Below are 17992 nucleotides of genomic sequence, written 5' to 3'. Positions count from 1 at the left end.
CTCAGTCCGCGTCGGGCGCGAGGTGCCAGGTCCAGTTGGGGCGTTCGTAGGCCACCTCGAAGCCGAGGCGGAGCATGTTGTGCAGCGAGCTGTTGTGGGTGCCGGGCCGCTCGGCGCCGGTCTCGGCGACGAGGAAGCGGCACCCCGACTCCCGTGCGGTACGCGCCCGGGCGGCGAGCAGCGCGGTCTGTCCGCCGCGCGCACGCGCATGGGGCAGTACGGCGCCGGCGAACATCTGCGCCGTGTCGCCGCGCACGAGCATGGTGCCGGTGCCGACCAACTCCCCGTCCAGCCAGGCGCCGTAGGGATGCCAGCCCGGCCGGGTCACGGTCGCGGCGCCCATCTCGGCGTAGGGCTCGACCGGCATGCCGAAGGCCCGCATCATCACCGTGCCCCATTCCAGGGCGTGTTGGGCCTCCAGCGGGGCGACGGTGATGCCGTCGGGCTTCGTGTCCAGGGCGTCGGCGCGGGCGACGGCCTCCTCGGTCGCGCAGACGAGTTTCACCCAGGACGAGTCCTGGACGATGCCCTCCCGTGCGCAGATCTCCGGCCAGTCCTCGGGCAGGAACGCGGGCGCGATCTGGAAGACGGCCTGCGGGGTGCGCGCCGCCCGGTAGAAGTCGCAGACCTCTTGGACGAGTCGGGCGGTGACGGGCTCGGTGACACCGAAGCCGAGGGCCTTGCTCCAGAAGCGGGTGAGGTCCTCGCACATGGACAGCACCACGCCCCCGCCGATCCGGGTGGCGGTCATGCCCAGCGCGGTACGGACGGTCTCGGGGGTCTCCGTCTGGAAGCGGTAGAGGGCCTCCGCCTCGGACTGTTCGGCGACGGACGGTGGAACGACGGTCGTCATGGGTTTCTGTTTCCCTCTCGGGTTCGTCAGGAGGCGACGCGGACAGCCCGCCTGTGAACAGGCGGGCTGAAGCGGGGAGTTGACGTCATGGGGTCGATGGTCAGGCCTGGTGGTCCGCGGCCTGCTTGATCAGTTCCGCCACGGTGGCGGGCTGGGAGACGTAGACGGCGTGGCTGCCCGCGGCCTCGGCCACGGTGGCGCCGGCGCGCTCGGCCATCTGGTGCTGGACCGGCGGCGGGATCATGTGGTCGTCGGTCGCGACGAGGTAGAAGCTGGGCTTGGTCCGCCAGGCCGGCTCGGTGATCGTCCCACCGAGCGCGTCCAGGCCCCACGGGACCTGCGCGTCGGCCAGGAACGCGGCGTCCTCGGCCGGCAGGTCGCCCGCGAAGGCCGCGTGGAACTTGTCCCGGTCCAGGAAGAGGAAGCCGTCGACCGGCGGCAGGATCGGCGGCACGGGCGCGCCGGGCGCCGGGTCGGCGACGAGGGTGCCGACCGACTCGTCCTTGTCCGGGGCGAAGGCCGCGATGTAGGCGAGCGCGGCGACCTTGTCGTGGCGTCCGGCCTCGGTGATCACGGCACCGCCGTAGGAGTGGCCGACGAGGACCGCCGGGCCGTCCAGCGCGTCGAGGGCGCGGTGGGTGGCGGCGACGTCGCCTTCGAGGGACAGGGTCGGGTTCTGCACGACGCTGACACGGAAACCGTCCTGGGTGAGCAGGCGGTGCACGGACTGCCAGCCGGAACCGTCGACGAATCCGCCATGTACGAGAACGATGTTCTTGACGGCGCTCATGCCGTTGCTCCTTGGTTGGGTCGGAAACGTTGTGTCGGAAACCCTCCGGACGACTCCACGCTAGAGCGGACCGCACGGCCGGGCTTCGACCAAATGACCTAGTTGCCGGTACGGCCTACTCGCCGGCGCGGTCCTCGACGAACGCGGTCACGGCCTTCGCGAAGGCCTCCGGCTCCTCCAGGTGCCCGAAGTGCCCGCTGTCCTCCAGGACCACCAGCTCGGAACCGGGGATCAGTTCGTGCAGCTCCTCGGCCCAGCGCACCCCGCAGATGACGTCGTGGCGGCCGACGAGGACGAGGGTCGGCACGGTGAGCGAGCCGAGGGCGGCGCGGTCGTCGATGACGTCCGGGGTGAGGTCCTCGTCGAGGCCGGAGATGTACGTGGCGGTCACCGCGGCCCGCGCGGGCCCGAACTCCGCCTCCCGGCCCCAGAAGTCGGCGAAGTACGCGGGGAAGATCCCCCTCGCGACGGCGGTCATCTGCGCGTCGTCGGAGATGGTCGGGATGCTCCGGAACGCCTCGACGACCTCGGGGAGCCCCGGATTGTCCGCGTGCCGGGCGGCGAACTCCTGCACCAGACGCGTCGCCTCGGCGCCGTGCTCGGGGCCGGTCACCGGGGCGCTCTCGTAGAGGATCACGCCGGCGACGCGGTCGGGGTGGTGGAGGGCGTGGTACTGGGCGACGAAACCGCCGTGCGAGTGCCCGAGGAGGTGCACCTCGGGGGCACCGAGGTGCTCGATCAGCGCCGTGAGGAAGCGGCTGTGGCGGGCCCGGGTGTAGCCGTGCGGGTGGGCGGGCAGCCGGCCGGAGGCGCCGGTGCCGACGGGCTCCGGGTAGACGACCGTGAGCTGCTCCTCCAGCGTGAGCATGCGGAGGTACTCCCAGAAGATGCCCGGTCCGCCGGAGTGCGCGATGCACACGGGTCCGCTGCCGTGGACGTGGTAGCTCTGCGTGATCCCGTCGATCTCGACGGTGTGGGTCCCGGTGGCGAGCGGGTCGGTCGAGGCGCTGCTGGTCATGGGCTCTCCCTGTTCGGCATACGGCGATGGCACGGACAGGACGCGGGAGAAGGGGCGAAGTTCGAAACGGGTCGCGTGACGCCGGTCACACCAGGGGGGAGTGCGGGACGGACACCGGCCGGGGATGGACGAGCCGCAGCCGGTGCACCCGCCCGACGCCGTCCAGACTCATCAGCCAGGCCACGGCGGGCGGACAGTGGTCGGGGTCGTCGGCGGGGTTGGTGATGTCCATCTCCCAGACGACGAGCGATGCTCCCGCCACGGCGTGCGCGAGATGCTGCCGTACGCCGGCCTCCAGGTCGCACTCCATCGCGCGCACCAACAGGCCCTGGTCGCCCACCGGTTGGTTCCCCCGCACCAGTGCGGCCTCGGGCGACCAGCGCTCGGTGAGCAGCTTGCCGAAGTGTCCGTTCTCGGCGGCCTCCAGCGTCTCGCGCGCCTCGGCACGGCTGGCGCGGGTGCGCCGTCCGACATCGCCGTGCGGGGCGTCGGCCGTGGCGGCGAGGGCCTGCGCGAGCTTGGCCCGCCCCTGGCTGAGCCGACTGCGGACGGTGCCGACCGGGACCCCGCAGGCCTCGGCGATCCGCTCGTAGGACGTGACGCCGACGCTGAAGTGCCGCAGCACGAGCGGCAGTCGCAGCGCGGGGGACAGTTCGTCGACGGCCGCCCAGATCCGTCCCGCAGGGCGTGCCGCTCCAGCCACCGCTCCGGACCGGACTCCGTGGCGGTCACGTGCAGATCGTCGAGGGGCCGGAGGTCGACGGACGCCCGCAGCAGCGAACGGGCGTGATTGCGCACGATCATCCGCAACCAAGCTCCTACGGCCTCCGGGTCCCGCACGTCACCCACGCGCCGGAGCGCGGTCAGCGCCGCGTCCTGGACGACGTCGTCGACATCGGGCCCCGGCCCCAGCACACTCACCGCGACCGCCCGCATCCCGGCCCGGTGCCGCTCCAGCAGCAGCCCCAGGGAGGCGATGTCCCCGGCCTGCGCGGCCAGGGTGAGCGTCGCGTCCTCGACACGCGTGATCTCACCCATGTTCCGGCTGCCCATGCTGCCCCTCCGGCGTCCCAGTCGTCCGTACGACCGTAATGGGCGCGTGGCGTGACGTCACATCGCCTGGGCGGGCGGCCCCGTCGTCCCCCGCACCTCAAGGCGCGGCACCGAAAGCACCGTCTCCGCCGCCCGGCCCGGGTCCGCCATCCGCTCGACGAGGAGGTGGGCGGCGCGGCGGCCGAGGTCGTGGCTGGCGTTGTCGACGGTGGTGAGCCAGAGGTGTCGCAGGCGCGCCAGGTAGGTGTTGTCGTAGCCGACGAGGGAGAGGTCGCGGGGGACCTGGAGGCCCGATTCCTCGGCCGCCGACAGGGCGCCGACGCACGCGATGTCGTTGAAGGCGAAGACGGCCGTGGGACGCCGCGGGGCGGCGAGCAGACGGACCATGGCGCGGTAGCCGCCCTCCTCGGTCAGGTCGCCCTGTTCGACCGTCGTGAGGTCGGTCAGGCCGTGCTCCTCCATGACCGACTCGAAGGCGGTGCGGCGCAGTTCGCCGACCACGCCCTGTCCGGCGATGTGGGCGATGCGGCGGTGGCCGAGGTCGATGAGGTGCTCGGTGGCGAGGCGCGCGCCGTGCGAGTCGTCGCCGGCCACGACGTCGACGTGCGGCAGCACCGGCTCGCGGGCGCCCGCGACCACGGTGGGGATGTGGGTCGCGGCGGCGCGCAGTTCGTCCGTGGCGGGCAGGGTGCCGACCGCGATCAGGCCGTCGACCCGCAGTTCGGTGAAGGTGCGGGTGAGGTCCTCGCCGAGGCGCCGGCCCAGGCGGCCGTCGGCCAGCAGCATGTGCAGACCGCTGTCGTGGAGGCGGGAGCCCAGACCGTCGAGGAGCTCCACGAACCAGGGGTTGCGCAGGTCGTTCAGCAGCACGCCGACCGAGCGGGTGCGGCGCTCGCTGAGGCTGCGGGCGGCGGCGTTCGGCCGGTAGCCGAGTTCCTCCACTGCGGCCAGCACGGCCTGCCGCTTCTCCGGTCGCACCTGCTCGGAGCCGCGCAGCACCAGGGAGACCAGGGATTTCGACACACCAGCGCGTTCGGCGACATCACGGATGGTCGGCGCTCTCATGGTTGGACCGTTCCATGCCGTCGCGGCGCCTGTCAAAGACATGGGCAGGTATTGACATAAGGACGAACGGGTTCCAGGGTGGCTGGGACAGCGTATGGACCGGTCCAAAGAAGGGCAGTCATGGTGACCTCGCTCGGTGTTGCCGTCGTGGGCTTCGGATGGATGGGGCGCGTGCACACGCAGGCGTACGCCCGTGTCCCGCACCACTTTCCGCAGCTGACCCTGCGGCCGCAGCTGGTGACGGTCGCCGAGGAGGTGCCGGGGCGGGCCGAGCAGGCCGCCGAGCAGTTCGGCTTCGCCTCCACCACCCGTGACTGGCGCGAGGTGGTCGCCGACCCGCGCGTGCGGGCGGTGAGCATCACGGCGCCGAACTTCCTGCACCGCGAGATCGGTGTCGCGATGGCCGAGGCCGGCAAGCACATCTGGATCGAGAAGCCGGTGGGCCTGTCGACGGCGGACGCCTCCGCCGTGTCCGACGCAGTCGCCAAGGCCGGCGTCCAGGGGGCGGTCGGCTTCAACTACCGCAACGCGCCCGCCGTGGAGGCCGCCCGCGACCTGATCGCCTCCGGCGAGCTGGGCACGGTCACCCATATCCGCGTCCGCCTCTTCAGCGACTACGCGGCCCACCCGGACGGCGCCCTGACCTGGCGCTACGAGCTGGAGCGCGGCGGCCACGGAGTCCTCGGCGACCTCGCCTCGCACGGCGCCGACCTCGCCCGTTACCTCCTCGGCGACATCACGTCCCTGGCCGCCGACACCGCGATCTTCCTGCCGCAGCGGGCCCGCCCCACCGGCGCGACCGCGGGCCACGCGCTCGCCACCGGGGGCGAGTTGGGCCCGGTCGAGAACGAGGACTACGTCAACTGCCTGCTGCGGTTCGCGTCCGGCGCCCGGGGTGTCCTGGAGGCCTGCCGGGTCTCGGTCGGCGAGCAGAACAACTACGGCTTCGAGGTGCACGGCACCAAGGGCGCGGTGTTCTGGGACTTCCGCCGGATGAACGAACTGGCGGTCAGCCGCGGCACGACGTACCAGGACCAGCCCGTCACCACGGTGTATGTCGGCCCGGGCGACGGGGAGTTCGGCGCGTTCCAGCCGGGCGCGGCGAACGCGATGGGCTACGACGACCTCAAGGTCATCGAGGCCTACCGCTTCCTGCGATCGATCGCCGAGGGCGTACCGCACGGCGCCACCCTCCCGGACGCGGTGCGCAGCGCGGCGGTGCTGGACGCGATGGTGCGTTCCGTGGAGAGCGGCGGCTGGGCGAGCCCGGCGTGAGCGACACCTGGACCGGTCCGGCGTGAAGCGCTCCTGAGCCGGTCGGGCGCAATGTCCGCCCGGGCCGGCCGACGTGAGCAACAACCTGGTCCGGTCCGGCGTGGTGTCGGCCCGGGCCGACCGGCGTGAAGCGCACTCGCACCGACCCGGCCTGAGCGGCACCTGGACCGGTCCGGCGTGAAGGCCGCCTGCGCCGACCCGGCGCCCGGGGCGCACGCGCCCGCCGGCCTGCGCGCCCCCGCACTGAGCCACCGGCGCGATCTCGCGCCCACCCGCCGGACTCGACTACCGTTCACGCTCGGGAGTCACTCGCCTACTCTGTGGTGACCGGTTGGCGGACGGGTATGGGGGCGGCATGGGACACGGCTTCGGACAGCGGCGGGGCGGTCAACTCCCCGTGGAGTTGACCAGCTTCGTCGGACGTACCGGCGAACTCGCGGTGCTGCACGCCGAGTTGGCGCGCTCGCGGCTGGTCACGCTGGTCGGTCCGGGCGGTGTCGGCAAGAGCCGTACGGCACTGCGGGCGGCCCGCGCGGTCGCCGACCGGTTCGCCGACGGGGTGCGGCTGGTGGAGCTGTCGGCCCTGCACGACCCGGAGTTGGTGCCGCCGATGCTCGCGGGCGTGCTGGAGCTGCCCGAGCAGTCCGGCATGACGCCCTTGGACGCGATCGTGGAACATCTGCGCGGCCGGCGGATGTTGATCGTCCTCGACACCTGTGAGCACCTGGTCGACGCGTGCGCGATGCTCTGCGACATCCTGCTGCGCGAGGCCCCGGGGCTGAGCGTGCTCGCCACCAGCAGGCAGCCGCTGGACGTGCCCGGTGAGCGCTGCCTGCCGATCGCCCCGCTGCCCCGCGCCGACGCCGTCGACCTGTTCGTGCAGCGCGCCGCCGCCGTCACCGGCGGGCCCGCGCTCGACGGCACCGACCGGGAGAGCACCCTCGCCCTCGTCGACCGCCTGGACGGCATCCCGCTCGCGCTCGAACTCGCGGCCGTACGCCTGCGGGCCGTACCCCTCGCGGAACTCGTCGCCCGGCTGGACCGCCACTGCGAGGTCCTGACCGGCGGCCGGCGCACGGCACTCACCCGCCACCAGACCCTGCGCGCGGCCATCGACTGGTCCTACGACCTGTGCACACCCCAGGAGCAACTCCTGTGGGCACGGCTGTCGGTGTTCGCCGGTTCCTTCGAACTGTCCGCGGCCGAGCAGGTGTGCGCGGACGCCGGACTCGACGGCGAGCAGGCCGTCGAGGCGCTCATCGGGCTCGTCGACAAGTCGGTCGTCCAGCGCATCGGGGAGGACGGCAACCGCTACCGGCTGCTGGACACGATCCGCGAGTACGGCGCCGCGCGGCTGGCCGGTTCCGAGGACGAAGAGGCCGTACGGCGACGGCACTTCGCCCACTACGAGCAACTCGTGGACCGCTTCTGGAACGGTCTGATGGGCCGGTCCCAGGTCCGGCTGCACCACGCCGTGCGCGCGGAGATCGCCGATGTGCGGGCCGCGTTGAAGTACGGCTGCGCGACCGAGGGACGGGCGGGCGACGCGCTGTGGCTGGCGACGCGGCTCGGGGCGTACTGGCGGGCGGCGGGGACGCTGTCCGAGGGCCGGTACTGGATCGACAAGGGGCTCGCTCTCGCCCCGCAGGACTCCGCGGCGCGGGCCTGGGGGCTGTTCATGACCGGGGTGTTCGGGATCTGGACGGCCGATCTGGAGACGGCCCTTGACCGGTTCCCGCAGGCGCGGGAGGTGGCGCGGCGGGTCGGCGAGAGCCGCGTGGAGCTGTTCAGCGAGGGCTACTTGGGCGCGCTGGCGGTGCTCGGCGGGGCCGTGGAGGAGGGGTCCGCGGCCCTCGAAGGGGTTCGCGGGCGGATGATCGCGGCGGACGACGCGCTGGGCATCGGCGTCGTCCACTACGAAGGGGCCCTGCTGTACGCGGCGTTGGGCTACACCGACCGGGCGCTGGAGTGGTGCGAGACCGGGCTGGCGTATCTGGAGGGCCGGGGCGAGCGCCAGTTGTACGGCTCCACGCTCACCGTGCAGGGCGTCATCCTGTGGCTCGTCGGGCGGCCCGAGGAGAGCGCGACGGCGTTGCGCCGGGGGCTGGAGGCGGCGAGCGAGATCGGTGAGGTGCTGGTGGCGGCGCTCGCGTCCCTGGGGCTGGCCTGGCACGCGGCCGGGCAGGGCCGGTACGTCAGGGCGTGCTGGCTGCTGGGGTACGCGGAGCACGCGCGCCGGCTGGGCGGCGACCCGGTCGGCATGCTGCCCCGGCTGCTGGAGGAACAGGAGGCCCAACAACGGGCGGTGCGGGCCGCGTTGGGCGACGGACCGTACGAGCGATGGCGGGAGGCCGGAGCCCGGATGTCGGGCCGTGAACTCCTGGACGCCGTACGGGCCGACGCGGACGAACCGCCCGGCCTCCCCGCGGCCCGCCCCGCCCCCACGGACACCCGCCCCGCCGACCCGCTCACCCGCCGCGAGCGGGAGGTCGCCGCGCTCGTCACGCAGGGCCTGTCCAACCGGGAGATCGCGGAACGGCTCGTCATCTCCAAGCGCACCGTGGACGCCCATGTCGAGCACATCCTCGCCAAGTTGGGCATCACCTCCCGTACCGAGATCCTGGCCGCGGCCCAGCCCGAGGGCACCAAGTAGGCGTAGGTACCGGGTACCTACGTACTCCCCCGGACCCCGCGCCGACGCCTACGTGCACCCATATCGCCACCGATCTACGGGAGTTCACGCCCTCCGCACCCGCCCGGTACCCCAGGCTGTTCCCACCGCCAGGGGAACGGAACGTCCCGGGTGCCGGCAGTGTTGGTCAACCCCACGGCTGTCATGGCAAGGCACCTGTGACCGCACCTCCCCTGGCGGTACTCGCACGGGGCTGCCCCTGTCGGCGGGGGCAGCCCTCGCGCCAGCGCGGTCGGCTCGACGCGGTACGGCCTACCAGGAGATGGCGTCCTGGGGATCGTCCAGCCAGTAGGTGGTGCGCAGCGAACTGTCGATGTACACGCCCTTGGCGGGCAGCGGGACCTTGACGCCCGAGCCCACGAAGTCGAGGGCGCGGTTCTGGAAGATCACCGAGAGCGTCTTCGCGGTGTAGCCGTCCGAGCCCTCGGCACTGGAGAGGCTGACACCCGCGTAGCCCGACTGTCCGGGGCGAAGGGTAGTGACCGCCTGCGGCTGGGAGTCCTCGACGACCGGGGGGACGACCTGAGCGTCCGTGAAGCGGAGGGCCGGGTAGCCGTACAGGTGGCAGGTCTTGGAGCCGGTGTTCTTCACGGTCAGCAGCAGGTGGTTCACCGGACGGGTCACGGTCTGCGCGGTGACCTTGGTGTTGGCACCGGTGCAGGTGGTGCTGCCCGCCTTCGCGGCGGTGGCGGCCGAGCCGGTCCCGGAGGCGGCCAGGGCGAGCGCGGCGGCCGCGGCGAGGGTCGCGGTGAGAAGTGTCGTACGGCGGCGGAAGATGCTGTCGGACATGATCGGGTTCCCCTGGGTGCGGTGGTGGAAGGCGAGCCACCGGGTCGTGGTGGGTCGCGCTGTCGAACAACCGCAGCTTGCGGGGAGATCCGTCCCGGCGGCCACAACAGCCGGGGGTTACGGGAAGCTGGAACACTCACATAGGGGTTGACCTGCGGGAACGTACCGTCCCTGGAACGTGCGGACGGGACGGGCACCGGCCCTTGGAACGGTCCGGCCGGTGCCAGTGCCGCACGCTCAGCAGTAGAGGTTGCTGCCGGGGCTGACGCCGAGGATGGAGGTGAAGCGGTTGTAGGCGTCGACGCGGCTCTGGACCTGCGCGGGGTTGCGTCCGTCGCATTCGAGGGAGCCGTTGATGGAGCGGATGGTCTGGCCGAAGCCGGCGCCGTTGACCATGGCGTTGTGCGGGGTCATCGTGCCCGGACCGGACTGGGTGTTCCAGTACCAGAGGCCGGTCTTCCAGGCGACGGCCGAGTCGTTCTGCACCAGCCAGGGGTTGTTGAGCAGATCGATGCCCAACGCGTCACCGGCGGCCTTGTAGTTGAAGTTCCAGCTGAGCTGTATCGGGCCGCGCCCGTAGTAGGCGGCCTGACCCGCCGGGCAGCCGTACGACTGGCTCCAGTCGCAGTACGTCGGGTAGTTGGCGGTGTTCTGCTCGACGATGTACACCAACCCCCCTGTCTCGTGGCTGACGTTGGCGAGGAAGGCGGCGGCCTCCTGCTTCTTCGTGGTGTCGCTGCCGGTGGTCGAGAACCCCGGGTAGGCGCTGAGGGCGGCGGTGAGACCGCTGTAGGAGTAGAACGAGTTCCGGCTCGGGAACATCTGGTTGAACTGCGCCTCGCTGACGACGAAGGTGCCGACCGGCGTGGTCGAGCCGCCGTCACAGGCGTACGGCTCCCAGAACCAGGTGCTGATGACCGGGTCGTAGCCCGGGTTGTCGTGCTCGGCGATGTACGCCTTGCCGTCGGTGTAGCGGACGATGTTGCCGGTGACGTACGACTGGCCGGCCACCCAGTTGGGATAGCTGGAGCAGGAGGCGGCGGACGCGCCGGCGGCGGGGAGGACCACGGGCGTAAGGCTACCGAGGACGAGTGCGGTCAGTACTGCGGCGATGCGGCGTCTCGACACAGGGTTCAACTCCTCTGCGGAGCACGGCCGTACCCCGCCGAGGGCAGGGCGAAGCGGAGCCTCTGTGCGCACGGGCCGGTCGGACCGGTCACGGCGTGGGGGGCGGCCGTGGTGGGGGGATGACGTCCCTCACTGAACCGCATTGGTCTGTACCAGTCAAGGGTATAGACCAGTCAACCTCACGCCCGGGCCGCCGAGTTACGACCGGCCCGTGCCGCGTCGCCCCGCGTCACCTGCGCAGGGTCGTCACCGCCAGCCCCGGGGCGACGGCGATCTCGGCCTGCGTGAATCGTTCGGTGACCCACTGCTTGCGCGAGAAGAGGCGGGTCTGGTCCGAGAAGTGGGGCGAGGCCGGGTTCGCGGACTCGCCGTAGGTGAGGAGGGTGTGGGCGCGGGGCCCGTCCCGGGTCAGTTCGACGGTCATCAGGAAGCTGCTGCCGAAGGCTCCGGCGGTCGGGGTGCCGGTGCCCGAGTCGGGGCCCGCCTCCACGACGTCGAAGCAGCCCGCGTCGCAGCCGGGCAGCGGGATGCCTGCCCACTTCTGTACGGCACCGAGTGCGACGTCGACCGGGAGGTCACGGGCCGCGAAGTCCTGGACGGCGTCGGCCAGGGCGTGTTGGACGCGGATGTCGTCGCCGTTGAATCCCCTTGGTGTGGTGAGGGGTTGGGCGGGGTCGTAGGGGACGCGGCGCCAGGTGTCGGGCGGGCCGCCGTCGAGGAGGCGGTCGTAGAACGTGCTCCAGAGCACGATGCCCCGGCTGGTGGTGTCGGCGCGGGTGTCCCAGCGGGCGAGGGTGGTGCAGGCCTGCGTGACGTCGACCTGTGTGCCGTCCGTGGCCGTGAGGCTCGGGTGGGCGCGGCACATCGCGACGATGTCGTCGCGTCCCGTCTCGGCCGACATGACGCGGTTGCCGAACATCGACGCGCGCAGGGTCGCCTCGGTGAAGCCCGGGACGCCCAACCCGTCCGTGCCGTCCCGGCGTTCGGCGATCATCCGGAGCCCGAGCTGGGACCGCCCGTCGAGGTGGGGATCGGTGTCGTACACGCCCGGCAGACCCGTGATCGGCGCCTCCGGATTGACGTACTGGGGGCCGTTGTTGGAGTTGGCGACGTAGTCGGTGCGGGTCGACTCGGGCTGGTGGGAGGGTCCGTAGAGGCCGGGCACGAGCGCGTCGGGGTCACTCCCCCAGACGCAGGCCGACGTCGAACCGTCCAGAGCGGTGGGCCCCTCGTCGTTCGGGACGGTGCAGTGGGCGAGTTGTGCGTCGGTGAGGTGCGGGACGGCCGAGGAGTCGGTGAAGTACGTGCCGCCACCGGTGTCGGCCGCGAGGGTGTAGGTCCAGGGGATGCCCTGGAACGTGTCCTGGGCGGCGCGGAGTCGACCGATGTTCCGCGCCTTGCCCATGGCCAGCCAGGTGTTCATGGAGCGCAGGTTGCCGGTGTTGGCGTCCCGGATCGCGTAGGCGGTCGTCGTGGTCCAGCCGGAGGACAGGACGGGTCCGAAGCGCGAGGAGTACAGGGTCCGGTCGACGGTCGACAGCTTGCCGTCCGCGCCCCGGACGGTGACCTGGACCGTACGGCGGTCCATCGGTACGGTCCTGCCGTCGAGCACGTAGCTGGTCGGGTCGCCGGGCGCGAGCTTCAGCGCGTAGACGGAGGCGTGCTCGGCGTCGGTCGCGGTGTGCGTCCAGGCGAGGGTGCGGTTGTGGCCGATCTCGACCAACGGGGTGCCGTAGAGGCCGGCGCCGGACACGTCCAGGGTGCCGGGGATCGTCAACTGCACCTGGTAGAAGCGGAAGTGGCCGACGGCCCAGGGCAGATGCGGGTTGGCGAGGACCATCGCGTTGCCGGTACGGGTGGCGTCCCGGCCGAGGGCCCAGCCGTTGCTCCCGAAGCCCGGGACGACGGCCTTCGCGGACGGCACGCCGGACCCGGTGACGGTCGTAGAGCCGGTTGCGGTGCCGGTCGTAGCGCGGGATGTGGTACCGGTCGTAGTGCCGTATGCGGTGCCGGAGTCAGCGGCGGCCGTCGGGGGCTTCGCGGCGCCGATGTCCGGGACCAGCGGGACCGTCGCGGTCACCCGGGCGACGTCGTAGACCACGCTCCACAGGTCGAGCGCGGTGATCGGCCGCACCCAGGGCTTGCCCTTGCAGGTCGGGTCCGGCAGGTGGTCGACGCCGGTGTCCCGGAGATAGCGGTTGTACCCGGCGGCGTATCCCTCGACCATCCGGCGCAGCTCCGCCGTCGGCCCCAACGGCGCCTTCCGCGCGAGCAGTTGACGGACGGTGCCCGCGCGCAGTTGCCCGCCGTAGTAGGTGTCGCCGGCGAGGTTGGAGCCCTGGACCTCGCCCTCGCCGGACTGTCCGTCGGCCCCGAAGAACCGGGACCGCTCCCCCCTCAAGGTCACCACGTGGTCGGCGAGTTCACACAGGTTGTCCTGCGCGAACGCGTATCCGTAGCCGTATCCGAGCCCGTCGAAGTCCTGGGCCAGGATGTGCGGTACGCCGTACTCGGTCCTGCTGATCCGGACCGAGTGCCCGCCCCCGGTCAGCGTCTCACCGCCCGGTCCCGTCGCTGCGGACGAGGACGCGGGAAGCAGCGCGAGCGTGGCCGAGGTCAGGCAGAGGACGGCCGTCACCGCCGCCAACCGGCTTGCCAAGGAACGTCTGTGACGCTTCGTCAGTTCTCTGGGTTCACCCATGGCCGCCACCTTGCAGGCAGGACGGCGAGAGCGTCATCGGGCCTCCGGCGGATATCCGGGCGACGTGTCAGCCTCGGGATGTACGCCTTGAGACGCTGTCGGCCGGCTACGGCTCGCGGAGCGCTCTCGCATACGCTGCGACCGTACGACGAGCCCCCGGAGGCGATGGCCCTGATCACCCTCGATCTGCACCCCTACTTCCGCAGCGACCGCGACATCGACACCGCCCTGCGGCAGACCCTCTTCAAGGCCGCCGCCACCGGGGTCGACGTCGTCCAGATCATCCCGGGCAAGGGGACGGGCCGGCTGAAGAAGCGGGTGCTGGCCGTGCTCGCGCAGAAGCACATCAGGAAGCTCTACGCCCGGGTGGAGCAGGATCCGGCCAACGCGGGCCGGATCCTGGTCCACCTTCGCTGACGTCGCCGGTAGGGACCGCGTCAGAACGCCGACAGTCCGTTCGGGGTGCTGTTGCCGGTGGGGCCGTCGTAGCCCGGTACCGCGGTGCAGAGGTAGTCGCCGTCGCAGGTGCCGTTCGAGCCGTCGGTCACGTCGTTGAGGCCCGTCGCCGGGGCGGAGTAGAGGCGGGACGCGTCGGGGAAGGCCTCCGGGTCGCCGGCGAGCGCGATCACTCCCGCGACGTACGGCGGCCCGAGGGGGTGCGTGCGGGGCAGCCCGTCACGGCTGCTCCGCCCACGCCCCCTCGGGCCGGTTCTGCTTCAACTGGCAATTGCCCGCTGATTGTTGATCTTCGGCTACTGACCGAAGCCGTAGGAGAAGAGGTGGTCGGTGCCCGTCGAGCCCGTCACCGGGAGGGTGATCGACGCGACCTGCTTGGACCGGTCCAGGGGAACCTTCGTGGCGAAGACATAGGTCTTCACGTTGTCCCGGCCTCCGCTCCCGGTGTTCCGGTAGGCGGTGGTGGCGGCCGTCGTGGTGCCCGGAAGCGGGCTGCGGGCACCGCCGTTGAGGGTCCAGTCCGGGAAGGCGACCGTCGCCTGTGCGGTGCTGCCGTCGGTGTAGGTGACGGTCACCGTGCCCGAGACCCCGCTGCCGTCGGTCGGCGCGTTGGTCGCCGTGCCGAGCAGGCCCAGCGACGTGCCCGACGTGCCGGCCGGTATCGAGATGGTCTGGCCGGCCATCTCCAGGTTGTCCAACTGTCCGGAGGACACCGTCGGCCAGGTGTACGTGACGCCGTCGACCGTGAGGGGCGAACCGCTCGTGACGCCCGCCGCCGACAGCGCGTTCTGCGAGAAGGCCCAACCGCCGCCGTCGAAGCCGCCCGAGAAGGTGGCGCCGTCGGCATAGACACCTTCGTTCGTGGCGTACGGCCACAGCGCGCCGGCCTTGGCCACGGCCACCCGGAGGGTCGCCCCGGCCAGTGCCGCACCGGTGCTGTGGTCGGTCAGCGCGAACGTGACCGGGAACAGCCCCTCGTCCGCGCCCGCCGTCACCCGGATCTTCGCCTCGGCACTGCCCGAAGCGGGCACCGTCAGGGAGCCGGACACCGTGTCCGGCGTGACGCCGGCGGGGGCCGTCGCCTTCCAATCGACCGTGACCGCCGCGCTGTTGAGGTTGGTCAGGTCGAGCGTGCTGTCACCGGCCGTGCCCGGCTGGAGCACCAGGCCGTTTGAAGGACCGGTCGCGGCCAGTACCCGGCCGCCGCCCGTGGTGTCCGACGGCGGTGCCGCCGACGGGTCGGACGCCCAGGAGGTGTTGGGCTGCGTACCGAGCGTGAAGTCGATCGTGCCCGCGCCCTGGAACTTCTGGTACGTCAGCCAAGGGGCGTTCCACGCCTTGGCGTTGACGGCGAGCGACTGCACGTACGGCGCGTCGGGCGCGGCCTGTGGCGCGTTGATCCGCACCGTCTTTCCGCTGCCGAAGGTCACCTTGGCCGCCGGGAACACCGGGCTGCCGAGCGCCAGGGTGTCGGTGCCCGGGGTCTCCGGGTACATGCCGAGCTCGGACCAGACGTACCAGGAACTCATCGCGCCGAGGTCGTCGTTGCCGAACGAGCCGACCGGAGCGTTGAAGTACAGCTTCTGCTGCGCCTCGCGGACGGCCGCCTGTGTCTTCCATGGCTGCCCCGTGTAGTCGTACTCCCAAGGGATCTCCACACTGGGCTCGTTGCTCAGGTCGGCGTCGGTGCTGCCGGGGGCGGTGATGTCGTCGAGCAGGCTGTCCAGGTAGGACGAGTACGCCTGGGCGCCGCCGCGGGCCTGGATGAGCTGGCGCAGGTTGAAGGGGACCATGGGCGTGTACTGGGCGGAGGTGCCCTCCACGAACCCGTTGGAGGTGCCGGGGGTGAAGCCGCCGACGAACTGGCCGTCCTTGTTCCTGCCCTGCATGTAGCCGGTCTGCGGGTTGAAGACGTTCATCCAGTCCTGGGCGCGGGTGGCGAACTTCTCGTAGACGGACGTCTTTCCGAGCGACTTCGCGAAGGCGGCGATGGCGTAGTCGGCGGAGTCGTACTCGAGTTGGGTGGAGACGGGACCGTAGAAGTTGCAGCAGTTGTAGTCGTTCTCGTCCAGCGGGAGGTAGCCCTTCGCGTCCCGGACCGCCTCGCCCGGGCGGTCGTTGTTGGGGACTGTGGCCTCGTGCTGGAGGGCCGCGAGGGCCTTGGCCGTGTCGAAGCCGGTCGCGCCGAAGGCGTACGCGTCGGCGATGATGCCGGCGGCCGGGTCACCGACCATGACATAGCTCTCGCCGTTGTTCGAGGCCCACTTGGGCAACAGGCCCGTCTGGTCGTAGCCGTTGAGCATCGAGGTGACGACGTCGGTGGCGACCTTGGGTTCGACCATCGCCATGAGCTGGGTCTGGGAGCGGTAGGTGTCCCAGCCCGAGTAGGTGGCGTACTGGGCCTGTTGGCCCTTGGCCAGTGTGTGGACCTGGTTGTCCATGCCCATGTACTGGCCGTTGTCGTCGGAGAAGACGTTCGGGTGCAGCAGCGCGTGGTAGAGCGCGGTGTAGAACTGCGTCTGCCGGTCGGCCGATCCGCCGCCCACCTGGATCTTGTTCAGTACGGTGTTCCAGGCGTCGTGGTTGGCCTTCTCGACCGTGCCGAGGTTCCAGTTCTTGATCTCGGTGGCGAGGTTGTTCGCCGCGCCCGCGTCGCTGGTGTAGGAGACGCCGACCTTCGCGCTCACTTTGGGGTTCGTGGTGGTGTCGAAGCTGAGGTACATGCCGTTGGCGCCGGTGGTCGGGGGTTGGGCGGCGGACGTCGCCGTCGACGAACGGGAGGCCTTCGTCCTGGCCCCGCTCCCGTGGATCGTCGGGGCCGGTTTCGCCGGGACGGTGAAGTGCTTCTCCTTCAGCGGCGCCGACTCGGTTGCCCGCGGGGCGAGTTGGACCTTGCCCGCCTTCAGCGAGGTCGCGTCGGGGGTGATGGCGGAGCCGACCCAGGTGCCGCTCGCGGTGAACGGCCGGTCGAACTTGACGTCGAAGTGCAGGGTGTATCTGTTGCTCGCGCCGCAGAAGTGACCGCTGTCGACCGCGCCGATGATCTCCTTGTCGTTCACCACCTGGACGCGGGTGCCGTCGATCTGGGTGGCGCCACCGCTCAACTTGAAGAGCAGGTTGGCCTGTTGACCCGTGGGGAAGGTGAAGGTGCCGAGGCCGGCGCGGGTGGTGTCGGTCAGTTCGGTCTTCACGCCGTTCGCGTCGGTGACCTTGTACTGCCCGATGCCGGCCTGCTCGTCGGCGTGGCCGAAACCGACGGATGTACTACCGAGATCGCCCGACAGCGAACCGGTCACCGGCAGGATCGGCAGGTCGCCCGCGACGGGACAGCCGGGTCCCGAGACATGGGTGAGGCTGAACCCGGAGAGCTTGGTGTCGCCGTACTCGTAACCGCCGCCGTCGGGACGGTCGGGCGTCGTGTCGGGACCCCACTGCACCATTCCGGCCGGCATGTCGGGGCCGGGGAAGGTGTCCACGGCGCCGGAGGTGCCGATGAGCGGATTGACGAGGGACGCGGGGTCGGTCACCAGTGGCGGCGTCGCGGTGCTCGCGGCCTGGGCACTGCCGATCGCCGTGAGCGGAAGGGCGGCCAGGCCCAACACGCAGAGCACGGCGAGGCGTTGACGGAATCTGTCGGAGAACCTGCCGGGGAACTTGTCAGCAAATCCGTCAGGGAATCTGTCGGGGACTCTGTTTCGGTCGCGTAGCGCGGCTGGACGTCGGGGTCTCACCATCGTTGCCTCCGCAGCGGTTCGTGCTTCGCACATCAGGTGGCGGCACACCGGAGAACACCGGCACACCGGCGACAGGCAACAGTTCCTGGTCGCTCCCACGGCCTGACAACGTTGCCATGCACGAGTGTCGAGTGAAACGCGTGCGCGGACGGTGTGTCAACGAGGCCAACGGGACTTTCTGGGGGCGGAGTTCGGGGGTGGGTGGGATTGGTGCGGGGACCTCGGGGGTGGAGGGTGCAGTTGTGCGGGGGCGTGTGGCGGGGGTGGCCTGGGGTTTGGGGGTCGGGGGTGGGCCGGGGTTCAAGTGCCTTAGGGGTGCAGGGCGTTGGGCATCGGCGGCCCGGGGTTCACGTGTTGTCGACGGACGGGCGCGCACAACAACGGGGCTGGGGGCGAGTGCCACGGCTGGGAGCGGGGGCAGTTCGTGACCCGGCGGGC

Annotated in this window: 12 protein-coding genes and 1 pseudogene; 3 read left to right on the top strand and 10 right to left on the bottom strand. The window is 71.3% G+C overall.

Annotated features, from left to right (window positions below; genetic code table 11):
- Position 1 precedes the first annotated feature (1 nt).
- The 5 genes and pseudogenes from ACIRRY_RS01650 to ACIRRY_RS01630 all read right to left on the bottom strand — a co-directional run bounded on the left by ACIRRY_RS01650 (position 2) and on the right by ACIRRY_RS01630 (position 4779).
- Positions 2-853 (bottom strand): GNAT family N-acetyltransferase, encoded by an 852-nt coding sequence (locus ACIRRY_RS01650; RefSeq protein WP_403966586.1) that lies wholly within the window; start codon positions 851-853, stop codon positions 2-4.
- A 100-nt stretch (positions 854-953) separates the two neighbouring features.
- Positions 954-1643 carry an alpha/beta fold hydrolase gene (locus ACIRRY_RS01645; RefSeq protein ID WP_403966583.1) on the bottom strand — a complete coding sequence of 230 codons (690 nt, stop codon included), beginning with the start codon at positions 1641-1643 and terminating at the stop codon, positions 954-956.
- Positions 1644-1758: 115 nt separating this feature from the next.
- Positions 1759-2661 (bottom strand): alpha/beta fold hydrolase, encoded by a 903-nt coding sequence (locus tag ACIRRY_RS01640; protein WP_403966580.1) that lies wholly within the window; start codon positions 2659-2661, stop codon positions 1759-1761.
- Between the two features lie 85 nt (positions 2662-2746).
- Positions 2747-3714 (bottom strand): annotated as a pseudogene (locus tag ACIRRY_RS01635) (RNA polymerase sigma factor).
- Positions 3715-3771: 57 nt separating this feature from the next.
- On the bottom strand, positions 3772-4779 hold the full coding sequence (locus tag ACIRRY_RS01630; RefSeq protein WP_403966577.1) for a LacI family DNA-binding transcriptional regulator: 1008 nt from the start codon (positions 4777-4779) through the stop codon (positions 3772-3774).
- Between the two features lie 120 nt (positions 4780-4899).
- Here ACIRRY_RS01630 and ACIRRY_RS01625 point away from each other — a divergent pair, with 120 nt between their 5' ends.
- Both ACIRRY_RS01625 and ACIRRY_RS01620 read left to right on the top strand, forming a co-directional pair.
- Positions 4900-6054, top strand: a complete 1155-nt coding sequence (locus ACIRRY_RS01625) for a Gfo/Idh/MocA family protein (RefSeq protein WP_403966574.1) — start codon at positions 4900-4902, stop codon at positions 6052-6054.
- A 355-nt stretch (positions 6055-6409) separates the two neighbouring features.
- Entirely contained in the window at positions 6410-8707 is a 2298-nt protein-coding gene (locus ACIRRY_RS01620; RefSeq protein WP_403966571.1) for a LuxR C-terminal-related transcriptional regulator, read from the top strand.
- A 291-nt stretch (positions 8708-8998) separates the two neighbouring features.
- Here ACIRRY_RS01620 and ACIRRY_RS01615 read toward each other — a convergent pair whose 3' ends face one another.
- The 3 genes from ACIRRY_RS01615 to ACIRRY_RS01605 form a co-directional block, all read right to left on the bottom strand.
- Positions 8999-9535, bottom strand: coding sequence for a DUF4232 domain-containing protein (locus ACIRRY_RS01615; protein ID WP_403966568.1), 537 nt, complete (start codon positions 9533-9535; stop codon positions 8999-9001).
- A gap of 237 nt (positions 9536-9772) precedes the next feature.
- Positions 9773-10663 carry a glycoside hydrolase family 19 protein gene (locus tag ACIRRY_RS01610; RefSeq protein WP_403966566.1) on the bottom strand — a complete coding sequence of 297 codons (891 nt, stop codon included), beginning with the start codon at positions 10661-10663 and terminating at the stop codon, positions 9773-9775.
- A gap of 229 nt (positions 10664-10892) precedes the next feature.
- Positions 10893-13364, bottom strand: a complete 2472-nt coding sequence (locus ACIRRY_RS01605; RefSeq protein ID WP_403966564.1) for a penicillin acylase family protein — start codon at positions 13362-13364, stop codon at positions 10893-10895.
- Between the two features lie 165 nt (positions 13365-13529).
- Between ACIRRY_RS01605 and ACIRRY_RS01600 the strand changes: the two genes are divergently transcribed.
- Positions 13530-13781 carry a Smr/MutS family protein gene (locus tag ACIRRY_RS01600; protein ID WP_403966561.1) on the top strand — a complete coding sequence of 84 codons (252 nt, stop codon included), beginning with the start codon at positions 13530-13532 and terminating at the stop codon, positions 13779-13781.
- A 20-nt stretch (positions 13782-13801) separates the two neighbouring features.
- Here ACIRRY_RS01600 and ACIRRY_RS01595 read toward each other — a convergent pair whose 3' ends face one another.
- Both ACIRRY_RS01595 and ACIRRY_RS01590 read right to left on the bottom strand, forming a co-directional pair.
- On the bottom strand, positions 13802-13993 hold the full coding sequence (locus tag ACIRRY_RS01595; RefSeq protein ID WP_403966559.1) for a hypothetical protein: 192 nt from the start codon (positions 13991-13993) through the stop codon (positions 13802-13804).
- Positions 13994-14116: 123 nt separating this feature from the next.
- A complete protein-coding gene (locus tag ACIRRY_RS01590; protein ID WP_403966556.1) occupies positions 14117-17431 on the bottom strand; it encodes a GH92 family glycosyl hydrolase in 3315 nt (1104 codons plus the stop codon).
- Positions 17432-17992: the final 561 nt, after the last annotated feature.

It is taken from the genome of Streptomyces sp. NPDC101776 (assembly GCF_044766845.1).
In the GTDB taxonomy this organism is placed as follows: Bacteria; Actinomycetota; Actinomycetes; order Streptomycetales; family Streptomycetaceae; genus Streptomyces.
Note: the sequence above shows the minus strand (reverse complement) of the source record. Positions and strands in the feature narration are given on the sequence as shown.

Coding starts and splice junctions, on each gene's coding strand:
- ACIRRY_RS01640 (WP_403966580.1), bottom strand. CDS start 2,661: ATGACCAGCAGCGCCTCGACCGACCCGCTCGCCACCGGGACCCACACC.
- ACIRRY_RS01600 (WP_403966561.1), top strand. CDS start 13,530: ATGGCCCTGATCACCCTCGATCTGCACCCCTACTTCCGCAGCGACCGC.
- ACIRRY_RS01650 (WP_403966586.1), bottom strand. CDS start 853: ATGACGACCGTCGTTCCACCGTCCGTCGCCGAACAGTCCGAGGCGGAG.
- ACIRRY_RS01645 (WP_403966583.1), bottom strand. CDS start 1,643: ATGAGCGCCGTCAAGAACATCGTTCTCGTACATGGCGGATTCGTCGAC.
- ACIRRY_RS01615 (WP_403966568.1), bottom strand. CDS start 9,535: ATGTCCGACAGCATCTTCCGCCGCCGTACGACACTTCTCACCGCGACC.
- ACIRRY_RS01625 (WP_403966574.1), top strand. CDS start 4,900: ATGGTGACCTCGCTCGGTGTTGCCGTCGTGGGCTTCGGATGGATGGGG.
- ACIRRY_RS01630 (WP_403966577.1), bottom strand. CDS start 4,779: ATGAGAGCGCCGACCATCCGTGATGTCGCCGAACGCGCTGGTGTGTCG.
- ACIRRY_RS01605 (WP_403966564.1), bottom strand. CDS start 13,364: ATGGGTGAACCCAGAGAACTGACGAAGCGTCACAGACGTTCCTTGGCA.
- ACIRRY_RS01620 (WP_403966571.1), top strand. CDS start 6,410: ATGGGACACGGCTTCGGACAGCGGCGGGGCGGTCAACTCCCCGTGGAG.